The 21,546-nt window shown below is 41.7% G+C and carries 2 protein-coding genes; both read right to left on the bottom strand.

Annotated elements, in window-relative coordinates:
* Positions 1–83: 83 nt before the first annotated feature.
* A complete protein-coding gene (locus tag ACJRPK_RS01995) occupies positions 84–17,984 on the bottom strand; it encodes a T9SS type B sorting domain-containing protein (protein ID WP_407138198.1) in 17,901 nt (5,966 codons plus the stop codon).
* A 57-nt stretch (positions 17,985–18,041) separates the two neighbouring features.
* Positions 18,042–21,545: a PorP/SprF family type IX secretion system membrane protein gene (locus tag ACJRPK_RS02000; protein WP_407138199.1), complete on the bottom strand. Its 3,504-nt coding sequence runs from the start codon at positions 21,543–21,545 to the stop codon at positions 18,042–18,044.
* Position 21,546 lies beyond the last annotated feature (1 nt).

Consider the following 21,546-nt stretch of genomic DNA (forward strand, 5'->3'; position numbering starts at 1 on the left):
TTAAAATTATTGACCGATGGGGGCTTGAAACAACAATCGGTTGTATGATCAATTCTTTTTCTAACGTTTTATTTTACTTCATATTATCGATATAGGGTAAAGTGACCTGTAAATTGTCTGTCATCTACATCATTTAGGATAATGGTGTACCAGTAATCACCTGATGGTAACTCTTTGCCTTGGTAGATACCATCCCATCCTTCTTCATCTCCATTAAACTCACCTAATAGACGGCCATATCGGTCAAACACTTTAACCTCCATGTTCTCAAAATAGAATGGTTCATCATTTCCATTCGATGTGATCTGACCAGGATACCAGTAATCATCTGTACCATCACCATTTGGCGTAAAGTAATTCGGGATACGGATATTAATGTATATAAGTTCATGAATTGCTGAAACCTCACATCCACTTGCGTCCACAACTCGAATCAGGTACAGTCCGCTTTTACGAATTGCAAAGATATCAGAAGTTAATTCTCTTTCTTCACCTTCGAATGTTACATAGTATGTATACTCACCAACACCGCCTTCAACCTGAATACTATATTCATTAGGATCTTCCGGATTGTTAGTCATTTGAGGAACAGGAACAGTTAATGGCACATATTCGTCTACGCGCACTGTATCAATAATTTGTGTACACAGTCCACTTTCCATTACCGCTTCATATTGACCCGGCTCCACTACAAATCGTCCTGTAGTGTTTTGATTTGAGCTAGGGTTCGGTGTTCCATTGATCCCGTTCAAGGTGTAAATAATATTCACATCTTGAAGAACTTCAGGAATGTTGAATTGAATAAAGTGACTTTCTTCACTAACTAATACCGTTTGATTATCCTCTCCAATTTGATAAACAGGACATTCTAAGCCTTGCTCCATGGTTGCAGTAAGTGCAACACCTTCAGGAATGAACACAGGTAATTCAATACGACATCCATTGGCATCTCTAACAAAAATCGTTAAGGCGCCTCCTGGTAAGTTATCAAATATCAACTGACCTGCAACAAAATCTGCGTCGTTATTGGTGATATTAGTTTCATACGGTGCAGTACCTCCGGTAATTTCGATCGTTACGCCACCATCATTTTCGTCAGCACATGTTTCTGGTGTAATTGCACCTAGCACAGCTACCTGTAAAGGATTAGGCTCGATTATCGTACGTTGCTCTATTAAGCTACATCCATTAGCATCTTGAATATATACATCGTATACTCCCGGTCCTAGATCTGAGAAAGTATGCTCGTTAGGTAGACCATCCGATGCATCATTTAAGAATCTGCCAGCGTCTGTGCTAATAGCAAAGGAATATGGTGCAGTACCTGTACCAGGCGTTACTTCGATTCTTATCTGTCCATCATCTTCTCCATTACATAACACATCTGTTTCGGTTACACTTGCTACTAATTGAGTTGGTGTAGCTACAGTAAAGGTAGCTCTCGCTACACAAGCTCTAGCAGTCCTTACAATATATTCATAATTACCTGCTGGAAGATCCGTAAACAGACTTTGAGATTGTATTCCTGAAACTGGTCCCACTAATTCAAATGTGTAATCTCCAAACCCTCCAGTTACTGAAGCGTTTATTCTTGCTGATGCCTCACCAAAACAATTTACACTTTCTGAGAATCTAGTATCCAGGACTAAAGTGATGTATTCAATTGGTGCCACCACTACAGCATTAGAGCGTTGCGACTCACAACCATTAGCATCCTCCACATAGAATTGATACGAACCTTCTGGCAATGTGAAGTTTCCGTTTGCCTGAGAGGTCGTTATACCTGCCTGATCAACTACATAGTAGGTTGTTATTCCTCCACCGGCACTTGTTGTACCCGAAACATTAAATGTACCCCTACTATCTCCACAATTTAGCAATGGTCCAGAAGTTACATTAACGGTTACCTCTGCCGGCTCTGCTAACGTAGCTGTTTCTGTAGCTACACAACCGATTTCATCATAGGCTGTGATTGTATATACTACATTTGGACGTAAATTTTCAAAAGTATTTGAGGTCTGAGGTGCACTTTCAGTACCACCACCTGCTCTGATCGAATATCTAAACGGTCCGTTAGATCCTGTAGCTGTAGCTACAATTTGCCCATCCACTGATCCGAAACAAGATACATCTGTTGAAGTAAGTGTTACCACGACATCATTTGCAGGTGCAGCTATTGTCACTGTTTCTACATCAGTACAACTAAACGTACCATTGTCATCAGTTGCTGTCACGGTGTAGGTCCCTGCCGGTAAACCTTCAAACCTACCTGAAGTATTATCAGGTAACGGTGCGCCACCAATACTATACGTTACTGTTCCTTGTGCTCCTGTTACGGTAGCTTGGAAACCTCCATTTGATGCAGGGTCACAGTATTCTTGTAAGTTTATCGGTATAATAGTTAAATCCAGTGGTGCCAACGGACCATTAATTTGTACACTATTCGAAACTTCTACACAGAAAGGATCTACTGTTTCAGTAATTTCAACAGTATAGCTTCCTAAGGAGAAGGTCGATGGCAATACATATGGATTAACTGCGGTGTCACCGGTTCCCGTAGCAACTACAGTACTCGATGCATCTAATACACGATAGCTATACGCTCCTGTGTATCCAGTAATAGAAATATTAATCGTTCCATCTGCATCACCGAAACAAGTTTCTGGTGTTTCCTGAGCAGCAACAATTTCAATAGTATTGAATTGAGCTACTGTGTAGGCTATCGGAATCGTACATGTTGTTGTTTGATCCGTTATTGTGAAGTTATATGTACCTACAGCCGGTAAATTAAACGTAGCGCTCGTTGTAGGGCCAGTTGCTGTAATCGTTTGTGAAGCTACAACAGCAGGACCATTGGTTACTTCGAACAAGAAGTCTCCACTCGGTGTACCACCATCAATAGCAACGGTTACAACTTCCGGATCCGGATTACAATTAATTCGAGTTACCAATGTAGCTGTTGGGTTTGTCATAATCGGGAACGGATTCACCGTTTCAGAAACTGCAAAGGCACATCCCTTGCTATCTTCAATAGTGAAGTTATAGGTACCGTCAACGTCGGCATCAACCACATGCTGTGCTCCACTAACTACGATATTGGTAAACGTTCCTGTAGGTCCGTTATATGAAATACGATACGGTGCATTACCTCCGGTGATATCAATCGTAATATCAGGGAAGTTATCATTGTTAGACGCATCACACGTATAGTTAGACTGCGAAGTCGTGGCATCCAGAACTGCTGGTTCTACAACTACTATATCCACCGGTGCATTTGCACAACCTCTTCCTGAGGTTACAACCATCTGATACGTACCCGCAGCAAAGAGTCCTGTAAAAGTAGGACTTGCTTGTGGTCCTGCGATTAATGTTACACCTTGGTATATCTCATAAGAGTATGGCGTATCATCATCGGTAGTTGGGTCTAAAATAACTGTAATGGATCCGTCACTACCTCCAAAACAAGATACATCTTCTGAGGTTCCTGTTACTATAGGATCTAAAGGTACAGAACGTGATACATTCACAGTTGCTGTACAACCAGGTGCCGGTCCAATTGCAGAATCAATAACTTCAACTCTGTAATCTCCCGCAGCAATGCCAGGGAAAATATTAGAAGCTTGTGGTCCCGCTACAATAGCATTTGTCCCATTATCGACCAAGGTAAAACTAAAGTTTCCTGGGTTAGTGCTATAATCTGAACCACCGGTAACACTTGTTACAGTAATTTCACCATCTGCATTACGACATGTTGGTTCTGTTGTAAAATCAGCTACAACTAGTACCTCTTCATACACCGTAATAGTTTCCTGATTTGATGGACAGCCATTGGCATCGTACACTGTTACCTGATAAGTTCCCGCTGCAGTTACTGTGAACTGATGCGTGTTGTTATCAACATTACCTACAACAGCTACCCCACTATCTAATTGATATGTTAACGTACCAAAACCGGTAGCAGTAACTGTAAAGGTGTAGTTGTTGTCAAATGTACAAGGATCATCTACAAATTGTGGAAGCGGAGCATTCAATATCGGATTTGGTGTTACATCCGGGATCGTAATGGCAACACGCTCCACACAGTTATTGGCATCGCGTACAAAAATTACCCAATCCAAACTTGTAGCCGGATCCAAATCAAAAGTATTCGTCTCTGGATACGTAGCCGGATCCGGTTGTGGCAATACACCTGCCGCATAATTGAAACTATAAGGTCCTACCCCGCCAACAGCGTCCATAACAACATGGGAAACTAAGTCCGTACAGTTTGGTGTTGTTGCACTTGACAACGACAGTGCCAAAGGTGTAGGTTGTGTAATGGTTACAACATTAGAAACTTCATCACAGAATGGAGTATCTAAAGCTTCAACATTTACTGTAAAAGTTCCGCTTGGTAACCCAGATATCAATAAAGGATTAGCCAGAGCAGTATCTCCTGAACCTGTCGCCTCTACAGTGCTTGTTGTTGTATTTGTTACTATATAATTATAGGTACCCGTATACCCGGTAATTTCTAAATTAATCTCTCCCGTAGTATCTCCTGCACATAGTACTGAAGTTACCTCGGTAGCAATAGCATCTATGGTATCGTAAGGTGCTACTACATAAGGAGCTGTATCTATCGTACATCCTGTTTGTAAATCTGTAATCCTAAAGGTATAACTACCCGGAGCAGCCAAATCAAATGTAGCACTACTTGTAGTTCCAGAAGCATCCTCTGCAACCACCTGTGTAGCCGTACCCATTGGAAGTAAATCAAACTGGTATCCTGAAGTGTTTCCTAAAACTCTATCTATAGAAACAATAACACCCTCAGGATTATCACATGAAATCACTCCGCCATTGATTGCAGTAGCATCTCTGGTAACTAAAGGATTGTTCATAATCGGGAACGGATTCACCGTTTCAGAAACTGCAAAGGTACATCCCTTGCTATCTTCAATAGTGAAGTTATATGTACCATCAACGTCGGCATCAACCACATGCTGTGCTCCACTAACTACGATATTGGTAAACGTTCCTGTAGGTCCGTTATAGGAAATACGGTATGGTGCATTACCTCCGGTGATATCAATCGTAATATCAGGGAAGTTATCATTGTTTGACGCATCACACGTATAATTAGACTGTGAAGTCGTGGCATCCAGCACTGCAGGTGTACCTACAGTAATAGCTACCGGTGTGTTTGCACAGCTTTTACTTGATGTGACAACCATTTCATAAGTACCAGCTACTAATCCTGTAAACACCGGACTTGCTTGTGGACCTGCAATCAAGGTTGCACCTTGATATAATTCATAAGCATATGGTGTATCATCATCAGTAGATGGATCTAGAGCAACCGTAATTGTTCCATCACTAGCTCCAAAACAAGATACAGGCTCTGAAGTTCCTGTTACAATAGGATCTTCAAATCTCGGTACTGTAATATCAAAGGTATCTGTACATCCTGGTGCTGGACCAATCGCTGAATCTGTAACTTCAACGCGATAATCCCCATTAGGTACATTTCCAAATGTTACTTCATTAGCTCCCGGACCGGCAACTTGCGTAACACCTACCAGTGTCACTCCTGTGCCCACATCAATAAGATCAAATGTCCAGTTTGCTGCGCTCGCAGAACCTCCTGTTACTGTTGCAACTACTGTTCCATCTGCAGCTCTACAGGTTGGATCAGTAAAGGTTGCTGTGACTATCAACTCTGGATACACCGTAATAGTTTCCTGATTTGATGGACAGCCATTGGCATCGTACACTGTTACCTGATAAGTTCCCGCTGCAGTTACTGTGAACTGATGCGTGTTGTTATCAACATTACCTACAACAGCTACCCCACTATCTAATTGATATGTTAACGTACCAAAACCGGTAGCAGTAACTGTAAAGGTGTAGTTGTTGTCAAATGTACAAGGATCATCTACAAATTGTGGAAGCGGAGCATTCAATATCGGATTTGGTGTTACATCCGGGATCGTAATGGCAACACGCTCCACACAGTTATTGGCATCGCGTACAAAAATTACCCAATCCAAACTTGTAGCCGGATCCAAATCAAAAGTATTCGTCTCTGGATACGTAGCCGGATCCGGTTGTGGCAATACACCTGCCGCATAATTGAAACTATAAGGTCCTACCCCGCCAACAGCGTCCATAACAACATGGGAAACTAAGTCCGTACAGTTTGGTGTTGTTGCACTTGACAACGACAGTGCCAAAGGTGTAGGTTGTGTAATGGTTACAACATTAGAAACTTCATCACAGAATGGAGTATCTAAAGCTTCAACATTTACTGTAAAAGTTCCGCTTGGTAACCCAGATATCAATAAAGGATTAGCCAGAGCAGTATCTCCTGAACCTGTCGCCTCTACAGTGCTTGTTGTTGTATTTGTTACTATATAATTATAGGTACCCGTATACCCGGTAATTTCTAAATTAATCTCTCCCGTAGTATCTCCTGCACATAGTACTGAAGTTACCTCGGTAGCAATAGCATCTATGGTATCGTAAGGTGCTACTACATAAGGAGCTGTATCTATCGTACATCCTGTTTGTAAATCTGTAATCCTAAAGGTATAACTACCCGGAGCAGCCAAATCAAATGTAGCACTACTTGTAGTTCCAGAAGCATCCTCTGCAACCACCTGTGTAGCCGTACCCATTGGAAGTAAATCAAACTGGTATCCTGAAGTGTTTCCTAAAACTCTATCTATAGAAACAATAACACCCTCAGGATTATCACATGAAATCACTCCGCCATTGATTGCAGTAGCATCTCTGGTAACTAAAGGATTGTTCATAATCGGGAACGGATTCACCGTTTCAGTTGGTAATACAACCGGACATCCATTACTATCATTTACAGTGATATCATAATTCCCTGCCTGATCGGCATCAATTACGTACTGTACTCCGGCAGTAGTGCCATCTGCATCAGTAACTGTTTGATTGGTAACGGTGATCGCCGGGGTAGTATACGATATCGTATACGGAGGCGTACCATTTTCAATGGTCACTGTAATATCAGGATAAATTTCGCTGTTATCTGCAGCACAGTTATAAGCTGTTTGTGATGCTGTTGCTGTCACTTGTGTAGGTGTTCCTACTATTATATCAACCGGCGCATTTGCACAGCCTCTTCCTGAGGTCACAACCATCTGATAAGTACCCGCCGCAAACAATCCTGTAAACACCGGACTCGCTTGTGGACCTGCGATCAAGGTAGCTCCTTGATATATTTCATAAGCATATGGCGTGTCACCATCGGTAGTTGGATCTAGAACAACCGTAATTGATCCATCACTAGCTCCAAAACAAGATACATCTTCTGAGGTTCCTGTGACAATAGGATCTAAAGGTACCGTACGAGATACATTTACAGTTGCTGTACAACCCGGTGCAGGTGCGATTGCAGAATCTAGAACTTCAACTCTGTAATCTCCCGCAGCAATGCCAGGGAAAATATTAGAAGCTTGTGGTCCCGCTATAATAGCATTTGTCCCGTTGTCAACCAATGTAAAACTAAAGTTCCCTGGATTAGCTAGATAATTCGAACCACCCGTAACACTCGTTACAGTAATTTCACCATCTGCATTACGACACGTAGGCTCTATTGTAAAATCAGCATCAACTAAAACTTCTTCGTATACTGTGATACTTCCTGTATCTACACATCCATTGGCGTCTCTAACAAAGTAATTGTATACTCCAGGATTATTCACCGTATACGTAAACGATCTGTCATTAGGAGTGTCTACTACATATACTGGTGCATCTGCTGTTCCACTATCTCCATCATCAATACCATATTCCAATTGACCTATACCATCTGATACCGTTACAGTGAACGTATAATTATTATCAAAGGTACATGCGTCATCAACAAATACAGGTGTAGGTAAATTAAATGTTGGACCAGGAATATCATTTATTGTTCTAGTTACTGGCCCTGCAACGCAACCATTTGCGTCCTGTACATATATATCATAGGTTCCAGCTGGTAAATCTAATGTTCCGTCTGCATCAGTGAATGGTCCTGTCGGAGTTTGTCCATAATTATAGGGTCCTGTACCACCTCTTCCAATCACCGTAATCTGTCCAGGTCTTGGTGTACCGCCAATATCACAAAGGGCGTCAGAAAGACTCACAAAGTCTAAAGATAATACTGATGGCTGTCCTATAACAAATTCATATACCTGAGTACATAATGGAGCTGTTGGGTTAGCAACGGTTACATAATAGTTGCCAACAGCAATACCAGAGATTGTTAAGGTATAAGGAGCAACCGCCGTGGCAGTAGATCCTCCATAAGCTACAATTTCGTTACCGTTTGTATTATCATATACTTTCCATTCTAAATTTGAGCCTACAAAATTATCTACAATAACCCGTAATTCTCCATTCGCATCACCATTACAGCGAACATCTTGCAAGTTATCTAGTACAATTGTTGGTGCCGCAGGAGAGTCAACTGGTGCCAACGTTTCACGGTATATACAGCCACCTGCATCTCTTACCTCTATAATATATGGCACATTAAACTCTAGTCCAGTGTATTGGTGCATATTCCCGCCAGTTGGAGGTACTACATTTGGGACGAAAGGTGCCGGAGGTGGAGTTCCTAAACCGTTGGTAAGAGCAAATGATCCATATACGGGATGGCCAAGAATTCTTATCTCGTAATCTCTTGAACCATTATCAATTGCAATATCATAGGTTACTCCGGTGGTACAATCTCCCGTTCCGGAAACAATGATATCTAAATCATCCGGAGGAGATGCTATTGTAACAGAAGTTGTGGTATATAAACAACCATTTACATCAGTTATAGTAACATAGTATGTTCCAAAGTCTAATTCACTAAAAGTAAAATTATCAGCATTAGGAGTTACTGTATTTCCCGTTGTAAGCAATGGATCTGTTACTAGAGTTCCATCAGAATTATATAATCTGTATGTATAATTATTTCCTGTAACCGTTCCTCCAGTAACGTTTTCTACAATCACGGTACCGTATGTTGATACCCCTCCACTACATTGAACCGGAGTGGAACGAATATCACCAGTAATAGCGTTAGGTTCAGTGATTGTTACTGTTCCTGTGAGTGTACACAACTTAGCGTCTCTAACTACATAATTATATACACCCGCTGTCAGACCTGAATAAGTGGTTTGTGAACTGAATGTTGTTCCTCCATCAATACTCGTCTCGTAAGGTGGTGTTCCCGGACCAAAATTACTGAATGAAATAATTCCCGTAGCGTCACCATTACAAGAAATATTAGTTGGTGTTATGGTAGCTGTTGGTGCCGGATTATCAGTCACTGTAATTACTGTTGAATCCGCAGTACATCCTTCACTATCCGTTACTCTAAATTCATAGTTCCCGGCTACACCCGTTGTAAACGGTGAAGTAGTTGCTGTATATGTAGTTCCTCCATCAGAGCTCACTTCAATAGTTCTAGCTCCGTTACCGTCAGCAGTCGTTACATCAATCACTGCATCAGGACTTGCACTACAATCTAAGTCCTTCGTTAAGGACGCCACTATTCTAACTTGTGGGGCAATTGTAAATGTTGTTGTAGCTGTCGTACAATTGGTATCTGTGTTAGTAACGGTTACATCATAAGTTCCCGGTGTTAAACTAGGAATCTCAAAGGTATTGGCAGGTGCAGGTCCCGGTAAAAACGTAACTGCTACGTCTGCTCCCCCATTTAAACTATACGTAAACGGACCTAAAGGTGCCGCTACTCCCGGAGTAATCGTAATCCATTGACTCGCCTGATCTGTCGTATCATAACATGCATCACCGCCTGAAACAGCAGCAATAGTTGGCGCTGCCTTAGTTCCAACTGTGATTGGAACGCCTACCGGCGTCTCACAAGCCGTTGGTAAGCTTGCATCACGCACAAAAACCGTATAATCTCCTGCAGCAAGTGCCGCAAAGAAACTTGAGGATTGATAGCCTCTTATAATTGTAACACCTGCACTATCTCTTAATTCATATTGTAAAGATCCACGTCCGCCGGATGCTGTAGCAATAACGGCTCCTGTTGAATCACCACAATTAGCTTCAGCACTCGTTGCAGAAACTGTGATGACCGCAGGCTCTGTGATTGTAACCGTATCTGTATTGGTACAGTTGGTGGTGGTATCCGTAACTTCTACCGTATAGGTATCGGCTCCCAAGCCTGTAATTGGTGTTGGGGTAGTTGCAATCGGTCCTCCTGAAGCAACAACAACTGCCGCTCCATTGGTAACTGTATAGGTATAATTATGTGTACCTAAATTGGTAACATTAAATGATAAAGCTCCATCTGTATCTCCGTTACAGGTAGGCTCTGCAGTAACACTTGCATTGACTACAATTTGATCGATAGGATCAACCGTATACGTCTCAGAATACACACAGCCATCTGTAGTAGTTCGTGACTCAAAGGTATAAGTCCCTGCAGTTAATGTATAAATGTTTGTCGCTGCAAATGTAGTTGCGTCTCCTGCAGGAGCAGCTATTCTATATTCAAATGAAGAAGCGCCATTAGTTCCCGTAGCGGTTAATGTTACATCTGTTGTAAGTGCCGGACATTGCATTTGTGTTTGTACAAAAGCGATATCTGTAACCTCTTGTAAGGGATCGATTGTTAAATCTCCCAAGTTTACAGGACATGCACTCGTATTGGTATCTCTAATATATAAAGTATATGTACCATCAGTAAGGTTATCAAAGACTCCTGTAACATTTGTGTAATCTACCCCATCAATACTATATTCATATGAGCCATTTCCGTTTGCAGGGTTAGTAACACTTATTTGACCAAATGTAATACCTGTACCTGCTGCATCACAACTATAATCTCTTGTAATCGCAATATCAGCTGTTAGTGCTGGGGGTGAAGCAATCGTTGCATTTACCGTTACTGAACATCCATACTGATCGCTAACCTCAATGCTATGCGCACCAATAGCTACTCCAGTAAAGGTGTTGCTTGTCGCTGCAACTGGTCCAACACTTGTCGTGCCATCCAATACATAGGTAAAGGGACCTGAACCTGCAGTAGCTGTAACCAAAATAGAACCTGTGCCTCCCGGACATGTAGGATCTGTCGGGGTTGCTGTAGCTGTAACCGGAGTATACGGTGCCACAACTATAGGGGCAGAAGTTGCTACACAACTTTCTCCATCCGTTACTCTAATTTCATAGGTTCCTGCAACATTGGTTGCATAAGGAGAGCCACCCGCATAAGCTGCATCAATAACAGCTCCATCACGTAGAATAGCAATTACATTACTACCGTTTCCTCCTGTAGTACTAAAAGTAATCGTAGCGTCCTCGGTAGGAGCACATGTGATTTCTTTGGTCAAAGCCGCCGTAATAGTAAGTTCTGGCTGAATAGTAAAACTCAACGGTGCAGAACTACAAGTACTTGCCGTATTTTGAACCGTTACTGTATAGGTACCCGGTGTTAAATTTGGAATCTCAAAAGAATCTGCTGGTAAGCCTGCAGGCGTTGTAAAATCAACAGCCTGAGGAGCTCCGCCGTTTAAACTATAAGTGAACGGACCTGTGGGCGTAGTTCCCGGAGTAATCGTAATCCATTGACTCGCCTGATCTGTCGTGTCATAACATGCATCACCGCCTGCAATTGCAGTTAATACCGGTAATTGTGTCTGATCAATAACAACGGTCTGACTTGGCGTCTCACAAGCTGTAGTCGGATCATTCGTATCCCGTACAAAAACAGTATAAGTACCCGGTGCTAAATTAGCAAATGTATTGTTGTTTTGGTAAGCTACTATAGCCGGTAAGGTTTCTGCAGCATCTCTTAATTCATACTGATATCCACCTCTACCACCCGTAGCAGTAACTGTTATGGATCCCGTATTGTTCCCGCAATCTGCAGCGTCTGTCGTAAAGGTAAACCCTAATACCGCAGGCTCTGTGATAACAACTGTATCTGTATTGGAACAGTTGGTGGTGGTATCCGTAACTTCTACCGTATAGGTATCTGCTCCCAAGCCTGTAATTGGTGTTGGGGTAGTTGCAATCGGTCCTCCTGAAGCAACAACAACTGCCGCTCCATTGGTAACTGTATAGGTATAATTATGTGTACCTAAATTGGTAACATTAAATGATAAAGCTCCATCTGTATCTCCGTTACAGGTAGGCTCTGCAGTAACACTTGCATTGACTACAATTTGATCGATAGGATCAACCGTATACGTCTCAGAATACACACAGCCATCTGTAGTAGTTCGTGACTCAAAGGTATAAGTCCCTGCAGTTAATGTATAAATGTTTGTCGCTGCAAATGTAGTTGCGTCTCCTGCAGGAGCAGCTATTCTATATTCAAATGAAGAAGCGCCATTAGTTCCCGTAGCGGTTAATGTTACATCTGTTGTAAGTGCCGGACATTGCATTTGTGTTTGTACAAAAGCGATATCTGTAACCTCTTGTAAGGGATCGATTGTTAAATCTCCCAAGTTTACAGGACATGCACTCGTATTGGTATCTCTAATATATAAAGTATATGTACCATCAGTAAGGTTATCAAAGACTCCTGTAACATTTGTGTAATCTACCCCATCAATACTATATTCATATGAGCCATTTCCGTTTGCAGGGTTAGTAACACTTATTTGACCAAATGTAATACCTGTACCTGCTGCATCACAACTATAATCTCTTGTAATCGCAATATCAGCTGTTAGTGCTGGGGGTGAAGCAATCGTTGCATTTACCGTTACTGAACATCCATACTGATCGCTAACCTCAATGCTATGCGCACCAATAGCTACTCCAGTAAAGGTGTTGCTTGTCGCTGCAACTGGTCCAACACTTGTCGTGCCATCCAATACATAGGTAAAGGGACCTGAACCTGCAGTAGCTGTAACCAAAATAGAACCTGTGCCTCCCGGACATGTAGGATCTGTCGGGGTTGCTGTAGCTGTAACCGGAGTATACGGTGCCACAACTATAGGGGCAGAAGTTGCTACACAACTTTCTCCATCCGTTACTCTAATTTCATAGGTTCCTGCAACATTGGTTGCATAAGGAGAGCCACCCGCATAAGCTGCATCAATAACAGCTCCATCACGTAGAATAGCAATTACATTACTACCGTTTCCTCCTGTAGTACTAAAAGTAATCGTAGCGTCCTCGGTAGGAGCACATGTGATTTCTTTGGTCAAAGCCGCCGTAATAGTAAGTTCTGGCTGAATAGTAAAACTCAACGGTGCAGAACTACAAGTACTTGCCGTATTTTGAACCGTTACTGTATAGGTACCCGGTGTTAAATTTGGAATCTCAAAAGAATCTGCTGGTAAGCCTGCAGGCGTTGTAAAATCAACAGCCTGAGGAGCTCCGCCGTTTAAACTATAAGTGAACGGACCTGTGGGCGTAGTTCCCGGAGTAATCGTAATCCATTGACTCGCCTGATCTGTCGTGTCATAACATGCATCACCGCCTGCAATTGCAGTTAATACCGGTAATTGTGTCTGATCAATAACAACGGTCTGACTTGGCGTCTCACAAGCTGTAGTCGGATCATTCGTATCCCGTACAAAAACAGTATAAGTACCCGGTGCTAAATTAGCAAATGTATTGTTGTTTTGGTAAGCTACTATAGCCGGTAAGGTTTCTGCAGCATCTCTTAATTCATACTGATATCCACCTCTACCACCCGTAGCAGTAACTGTTATAGATCCCGTATTGTTCCCGCAATCTGCAGCGTCTGTCGTAAAGGTAAATCCTAATACCGCAGGCTCTGTGATAACAACTGTATCTGTATTGGAACAGTTGGTTACTTCATCTCTCACCAAAATAGTATATGTTCCTGCTCCAAGACCTGTAATCGATATTGGAGTAGTATTCTGTGCTGTAACCGTTGTAGGTGTAGCAATCGTACCTCCTGAAACCGTATACTCATAGGTATTTGTCGTAAGGTTAATATTGCTTACCGTAAAACTCAAAGCACCATCCACATCTCCATTACAGGTTGGTTCTGCGGTAGCCGATCCATTAACCGTAATATTATCGATAGGATTTATGGTAACCGTATCTGAGTACACACATCCATCTGTAGTAGTTCTTGCTTCAAAAGTATACGTACCTACAGCTAATGTATATGTATCTGTTACTGCAAATGTAGTTGCATCTCCTGCCGGAGCAGCTATTCTATATTCGAATGAAGAAGCCCCATTAGTTCCTGTTGCAGACACGGTAACTGTAGACGTTAAAGCCGGACATTGTATAGCTGTTTGTGTGAAGCTCAAACTACTTACTTCTTGTAACGGGTTAACAACCATAGGTGTAGAAGCCACAGGACAAGCGACAGTACTTGCATCACGTGCATACACGGTATACGTGCCATCGGTTAAACCGGTAAATTCTCCCGTAGTATTGGAGTAATCTACGCCGTCGATACTATAAGAGTACCCTGCACCAAGTAATGGAGCAACCGTAATAGTAGCTGTTTGAACCCCTGTTCCGGCAGCATCACAACGATATTCCTGCGTAATACTAGCAGTCAAGGTTGCAGCCGTGGCATCTGTAATTGAAAAATCAGGTGTAGAATCGACAGGACAAATAGTCGGTGGTGTCGTTCCCGGAGGTGTTGTATTTTCATGTGATACTCTTGCCAAATAAAAATCACCGGCAGGAATATTGGTAAAGGTTATATCTCTTAGCGGACTCGTAATTAAATCAACCTGTGTAGGTACGGTATCCGTAGCATTTGCACGTTGTAAGAGTTCATATGTATAGGTTCTACCAGAAACTGCCGGAGAAACCTCAACTCTAACTTGTCCGCCATCACCAGGACATGTAGGACTGGTAACAGTAACGTTGTCAATTACTATAGGCTGATAAGGTTCAATATTAGTTATAGACGCTTCTATGATACAGGCAGGTACACCAGCTGCTACATTTTCGTCACTAACATAAAACGTATAGGTTGCCGTTGGATCAACAGGCATTGGTAATTCAAATTGGTTATTTGTCGTAAAATTACCAGTACCATCATCATATAAATAATTACCTGACCCTGCTAAAACATTTACTTCAACTATCGCTCCAGTCTCACATGTTTCTGGCGCGACTAGCACTACCTCTGCTCTAAAATCCGGAGCGGGGTTTATAGTAACAGTTGCATTATAAATACAATTTGGTGCTTGATTTGGTCTGTTCGAAATTACTTCAACAGTATACGTATCCGGCTGTAGACCATTTTGCGTGTAATTTCCATTATTTGCTCCAGAGTTTGGAATAACAATAGGAGTTGCTAAACTAGGTGCGTTAATAGTATATTCATACTCTGGTGAACCACCTGTTACTGCAATAATAATAGTACCAAAACCTGTTCCATTTGTATCGTTAATACATGATGGATCATAAGCTGTAACACTATATGTTGGACTAATTTCAGGAACATTAATTGTTGCTGTATACTCACATCCTCCTGGAAACGTAGTATCAACACCATATACAGTCACATCACCAGGCATTGTAATTGCAAATACACCTGTAGTATTTGTATAAGGCCCTCCCGGAGTTAAACTAAAAGCATAGTCACTACTCGGCACATTAGTTACCGTTACACTACCGTCATTACCACACTCGATTGGTGTCATATCCAATAGCGGTTGGTAATCGTTCTTAAAAACGCTGAAGTAGAATGGTATGAAACATCCTCCATCAAACTCTGCAAGAATTCTATAATCACCCGCTGTACCAACCGTAAAACTTGACACGTTTCCGCCTGGCTCTTCTACCCAATTGGCATTTGTACAATTTCCAGATGTCAATGAACATGGATCATTAGGATCAGCTACACAAGTGCCACTCGGCGCTAAACGCTGCCAAGAAATACTTCTAAAACCACTGGAAGAAAAGTTAGATTCTAAAAGCATAGTTTGACTACCACATAAAGAAATTTGCGGGATATCAATTCCGCTACATCTCTCGGTAGTCACAGTAGTACCATTTACATAATTCAGCACCGGATTCGTAATATCACTAAAACTTTGTACCTGATATTCTTCCGTTAGAGACATACACGTTCCATCAGATGGATCTGTATCTTCTTTTACAACAGAATAGGTTCCTGTTTGAGGCACTGGAACGTTTAAAAAATTGACTGTTGTAACAATAGGTGGCGAAATACCAGGTCCAGACCAAGTATATCGGTCATATCCTCCACCAGCTTCTAATCGTAAATCAGAAGTACACGCCAACACATTCTTGCTACATGCCGGAACATTGGCTAAGAAATTTGTTGCTTCCCCATCTGTATTACCACAAGCACCAATGACACTACTACTGTTATTAGTTCGTGTAGCCCCTGAAATAGCTCCCGTAAATGTAGCTAATGCAGAGTTCTGTATTGTGTTGGAACAAGCATCCCTCAAATCCTCGCAACTATTTACCAAGCGCGCTCTAAAACGTATATGAATGGGCAAATCCCCGGGTAATCCATTAATACCCGCCTCTACTAAATCAGCAGGAATATTAAAATCAACGATTCCCGGTGAAGGAAATGTATACGTAACACCTGGAGGTAACGTAGCATCCTGTACTCCAACTAAATCTGTATTAGCAGGAAGGATATCACGTACTACTACAGAACCATCCACCAAATTTTCATTACCTACATTCTGTATTTCGAGATCATAGAACAATTCATCGCCAAGTTCTACACTAGAATTGGTGATATCTGTAGTACCGTCGGTAGCATAAACTCTCTTTATTACTTGTAGCTCAGGTTCGATAATATCCACCGCAAATGTATTCAAAAACACACGATAGGTATCCCCCCCTGTTGTCAATCTAAAAGTTGCACTCGTCTGATTATTTCCTATCAGAGAATTACCCGCATTTGGTAAGTCAAATAAATCAATATCAAAACCTAAAGTGTTTTCTGAATTTGGATTTCGGTTGGTTAAATAATTATTATTAAAAGAAATAGAGCTATCAAAAAAGTTTCGTCTATCGTTTGGAGTACCTCCATTTACACCTAACCGTACAAAGGTTCCAAGCTGATTTCTAATTCTAAGTTCATCTCCCGATATACTACGATCTCCCTCCAAACCAGCAACTCCATAACGCGCCCGAACGGGTAATGTGCCGGGTAAAGTTGTAAATCCTGAATAGGTAAAATCTACGGGGTCATCACCCCTTTGAATTTGAATAAATCCATCGGCTGTACTTATATAGCGACTTGGTTCCAACGCATCTTCATAAACCACTACTAAGACCCATCCCCCTGAAGCTCCCGATACACCAGAGGTCAATCCAATAGTCGCATTCATATTGGCTAAAGTATATGTTCCTGTGGGGTTTGACTGATCTATTAAGCTAGTAACATCAGCATAACATACATAAGGCACATCATCATTTGCAGTATTGCTCGGATTGGTAGGTGTATTACGATACCCATCATAAATAATATCGCTGGCTGTAACATCTACATAGGTTCCTCCCGGCACCTTAAATTTTACATCTCTAAAATCGTTAGCTCCCAATTTACGAGCATCTTGCGCGGGTAGGCCCGTACGTTGTTCATTACCATTTCTATTATTTACATCGTTAGGGTCTGGATTATTAAAATCATCGTCTCCTGTTCTAACTAAATAGTAGGTAGCAGACCAATATAATCCTGCATATACAATACGTGTACAACCAGGACGGGGAGTTGCTATATCAGCACTACTGGAGCTAAACGTCGAAGGATCTCCATCGATGTCTATATAATCAGAGATACTATTACCATTATTTAACGTTCCGTTATAAGCCGCATTTGGATCAAAAAAACCGTCTCTGGTTTGTCTTAATCCTACGATAGAATTTCCGGTCATCACTAGATTACCATTGATTCTATCTGCAGTCTGTCGAACAGTAAGAGGTACGATCTCTTGTGCATATATATTGCTTATGGTACTGGTGAACACTAAAAACATCACCAGGACTATCTTTATGGGTATAATTGTTTTCATAAGCTGTGTATTAAGTTAGTTTATTTTGGGGCATTGTGTTCATCATTGGGGCTGCCGTTATTGTATTCTTAATATATATAAATCACCATCGTATTGATTGTTCACATTTGAGAATAAACCTTGCTTCGCATCGTCAAGATTCTCATAGCGTTTAAGGTATACGTAGATGTAATTATCCTTAGGGTTCCTGAAATATTGTGGCTCTAATCCTTGTGCTCTCAACTTCTCCATACCACGTTCAAAATAATTCTCTCGTTTGAAAATATTTGTAATCAAGTAATAACCATTCTTCACATTATGTCCTCCGATATAAGATAACGTTTCAGAAAGTACGGTATCATCTTGAACAGTTTCCTGAATTGTACGGGTTTCCTGCAATAAGCGTTTGAACGATGCCACTCTACTTTTTGCAATTTGCAATACCCACATGTCTCCAAAGAATTTGTTATCCATGTTACTGAAATACTTCTCTGAAGCTTCCTCTTTAGTTTTGTAATTGGCTATGGATACATACTGTAAATCATTTTCCGGATTTAAAATAATTTGTGCATTATCAAACCCTACATCGTTTAATCCATCTCTGAATTTTTCTGCGTATCCACCTCCTTTAAATACATTTCCGATAAGGTAAAAACCTTCTTCATATCCAGGAATATACTTTGTCGCATATTGTGCTTCCGGTCTGGAAGTTTCCGCGAACTTGATAAATTTATTTTTAGCTACCAAACGCTTCGAGCTTGTAGGATCCACATCTCTTTTTGCTTCGTCGGCGTCATCATTCATAGAAACTAATGATTCTAATAATTTATTAAAATCTCTTTTATCCACATTTGTACTGGTCGATAAAAGTGAGTCTTGTCTAGCTAATAACTTTCTTGTAATACGACTGTTATTATCAAGCTCTTCTTTGATCTCTTGAATATCTTCAGGAACTACCTCCTCTTGTTCAGCAGCTAATCGTGCGGCTTCTGCTTCCTGACGTAGACGCTCTTCTTCTGCCAATCGTGCGGCTTCTGCTTCCTGACGTAGACGCTCTTCTTCCGCCAATCGTGCAGCTTCCGCTTCCTGACGTAAACGCTCCTCTTCTGCCAATCGTGCAGCTTCCGCTTCCTGACGTAAACGCTCCTCTTCCGCCAATCGTGCCGCTTCTGCTTCCTGACGTAAACGCTCCTCTTCTGCCAATCGTGCGGCTTCTGCTTCCTGACGTAGACGCTCTTCTTCCGCCAATCGTGCAGCTTCTGCTTCCTGACGTAAACGCTCTTCTTCTGCTAATCGCGCAGCTTCTGCTTCCTGACGTAAACGCTCTTCTTCCGCCAATCGTGCAGCTTCTGCTTCCTGACGTAGACGCTCCTCTTCTGCTAATCGTGCAGCTTCCGCTTCGTCCTCTATACGTTTCTGCTCAGCGATTTCCATTTCTAATTTCTTCTGGACAGCAAGACGTTCTTCCTCTGCTTTTTGTTCAGCAACCTCACGTTCTAGTTTACGCTGTGCAGCAACACGCTCTTCTTCTGCTTGTTGTTCTGCAACTTCCCGTTCTAGTTTACGCTGTGCAGCAACACGCTCTTCTTCTGCTTGTTGTTCTGCAACTTCCCGTTCTAGCTTACGTTGTGCAGCAACACGCTCTTCTTCTGCTTGCTGTACTGCAACCTCACGCTCTAGCTTACGCTGTGCAGCAACACGCTCTTCTTCTGCTTGCTGTTCTGCAACCTCACGCTCTAGCTTACGCTGTGCAGCAACACGCTCTTCTTCTGCTTGTTGTTCTGCAACCTCACGCTCTAGCTTACGTTGTGTGGCAACACGCTCTTCTTCTGCTTGTTGCTCAGCAACTTCACGTTCTAGTTTACGCTGTGCAGCAACACGCTCTTCTTCTGCTTGTTGTTCTGCAACCTCACGTTCTAGCTTACGTTGTGTGGCAACACGCTCTTCTTCTGCTTTTTGCTCAGCAACTTCACGTTCTAGTTTACTTTGTCTAGCCGCTTCATTTTGTTGTTCGGCCGTTTCTCTTTCTAAACGTTGTCTTGCGGCCAAGGCTTCTGCTTCTGCTTCTTGTTTTGCAGCTTCTGCTTCTCTTGCAGCTTCCTCTTTAGCAATTTGTTGATCTTCGATCTCCTTTTGCGACATTTCTGCCTCCAACTTGCTTCTTGCCGCCAAGCGTTCCTGTTCGGCTGTTTCGCGCTCCAATCGACTTTGTCTAGCCAAGCGTTCTTTTTCCTCCTGCTCAGCAGTTTCTCTTTCTAACCTACTCTGTCTTGCTAATCGTTCTTCTTCTGCTTGTTGTTCGGCCGTTTCTCTTTCTAATCGACTACGTCTCGCAGCTCTTTCTTCTTCTTCGGCCTTTTTGTTCAACAAAGCAACTTCTTCTTCTCGTTGTAGTTCGAGTTCTCTCGCTTTGCGCGCCTCTTCTTCCTTAGCCTCTTCGATAGAACGTTCCAAACGGCTCATTGCACGTTCAGCTTCTGTTACTTGTTGTGTGTTTCCACCCTCTTGCAGTTCTCTTATTAACTTATTTTGTTGTAAAATTTCTTTTTTGAGTCTTCTGATTTCAGAATCCCTAGCTTGAAAAGCTTTATCAGACGTAGCACGATTATTTCTGCTTCTGCTACTTCTTCGTCTGCGGTCTTCATTAAAGTTATATGCTAATCCAACTTCATGTGTAGAACTAAATATACTTGCATCTCCGAACCCTCTCTCATAAGTATAGCCCACAGAAACGTTTGGAGTAATATTAGCTCCAATCCCGATAGAGGCTCCGTAAAAACTGTTATAACCAACTTGTGCCCAACCTAAACTAGGTAGTTCCAGTATGGCATTTGCTCCATAACGTAAGTCTGCTTCTGCCAGCATATTGGCATAGACCATACCACGTATTAATTTATCAGATCTTCGTTCTAAACTATGAGTATACATTACATGACCTGTAAAAGCCATATTCTCTGTAAGTATTTCACTTGCTGTGATATTATAGGCGACAAGATTACCTACAGCTACCCCTACATCAAACTGTTGGTAATTAAAATTTACTCCGGGGGACAACAAGAACACAGAGCTTTTCTCGTAATTTACGATTAAAGGGTCACTAATTTGGTTACCGTTATTTTGTAAAAATTTTCCGTTTGCACCCTCTTCATCCAGATTGGATTTTATAGCGCTTTGTGAAAAACCAAGATTCAATCCGAAAGTAAAATTCATATCCCGGCCAAACTCCAAGTTGTATGCGTAATTGGCAACTCCGCCAAAATAACGATATACACCTTCATTTTGCTGGTGCAACCCTATACTTACTCCAGTTTTTTCATCAAAATTACTCGTGTAATTGATCAAAAAAGTTTGCGGATTATCATTAAATGTTGAATACTGCAATCTATTGTAAATATTGATTGATTTCTTAGTCTCTCGTACAAGAGAAAATGTTGGGTTGAAATAAAATCGATTATACCGCACTAGATTATGCGTAGGAATATCGGAAGGAAGCTTACCATAATTGGTGGTGCTCTCTTCTTGTCCCTTAGCTACCTGAAGGGAAACGCAACATATACTTAATAAAAATAGCTTTCTAATCATA

The sequence above is a fragment of the Aquimarina sp. 2-A2 genome (assembly GCF_045505135.1).
Taxonomy (GTDB): domain Bacteria; phylum Bacteroidota; class Bacteroidia; order Flavobacteriales; family Flavobacteriaceae; genus Aquimarina; species Aquimarina intermedia.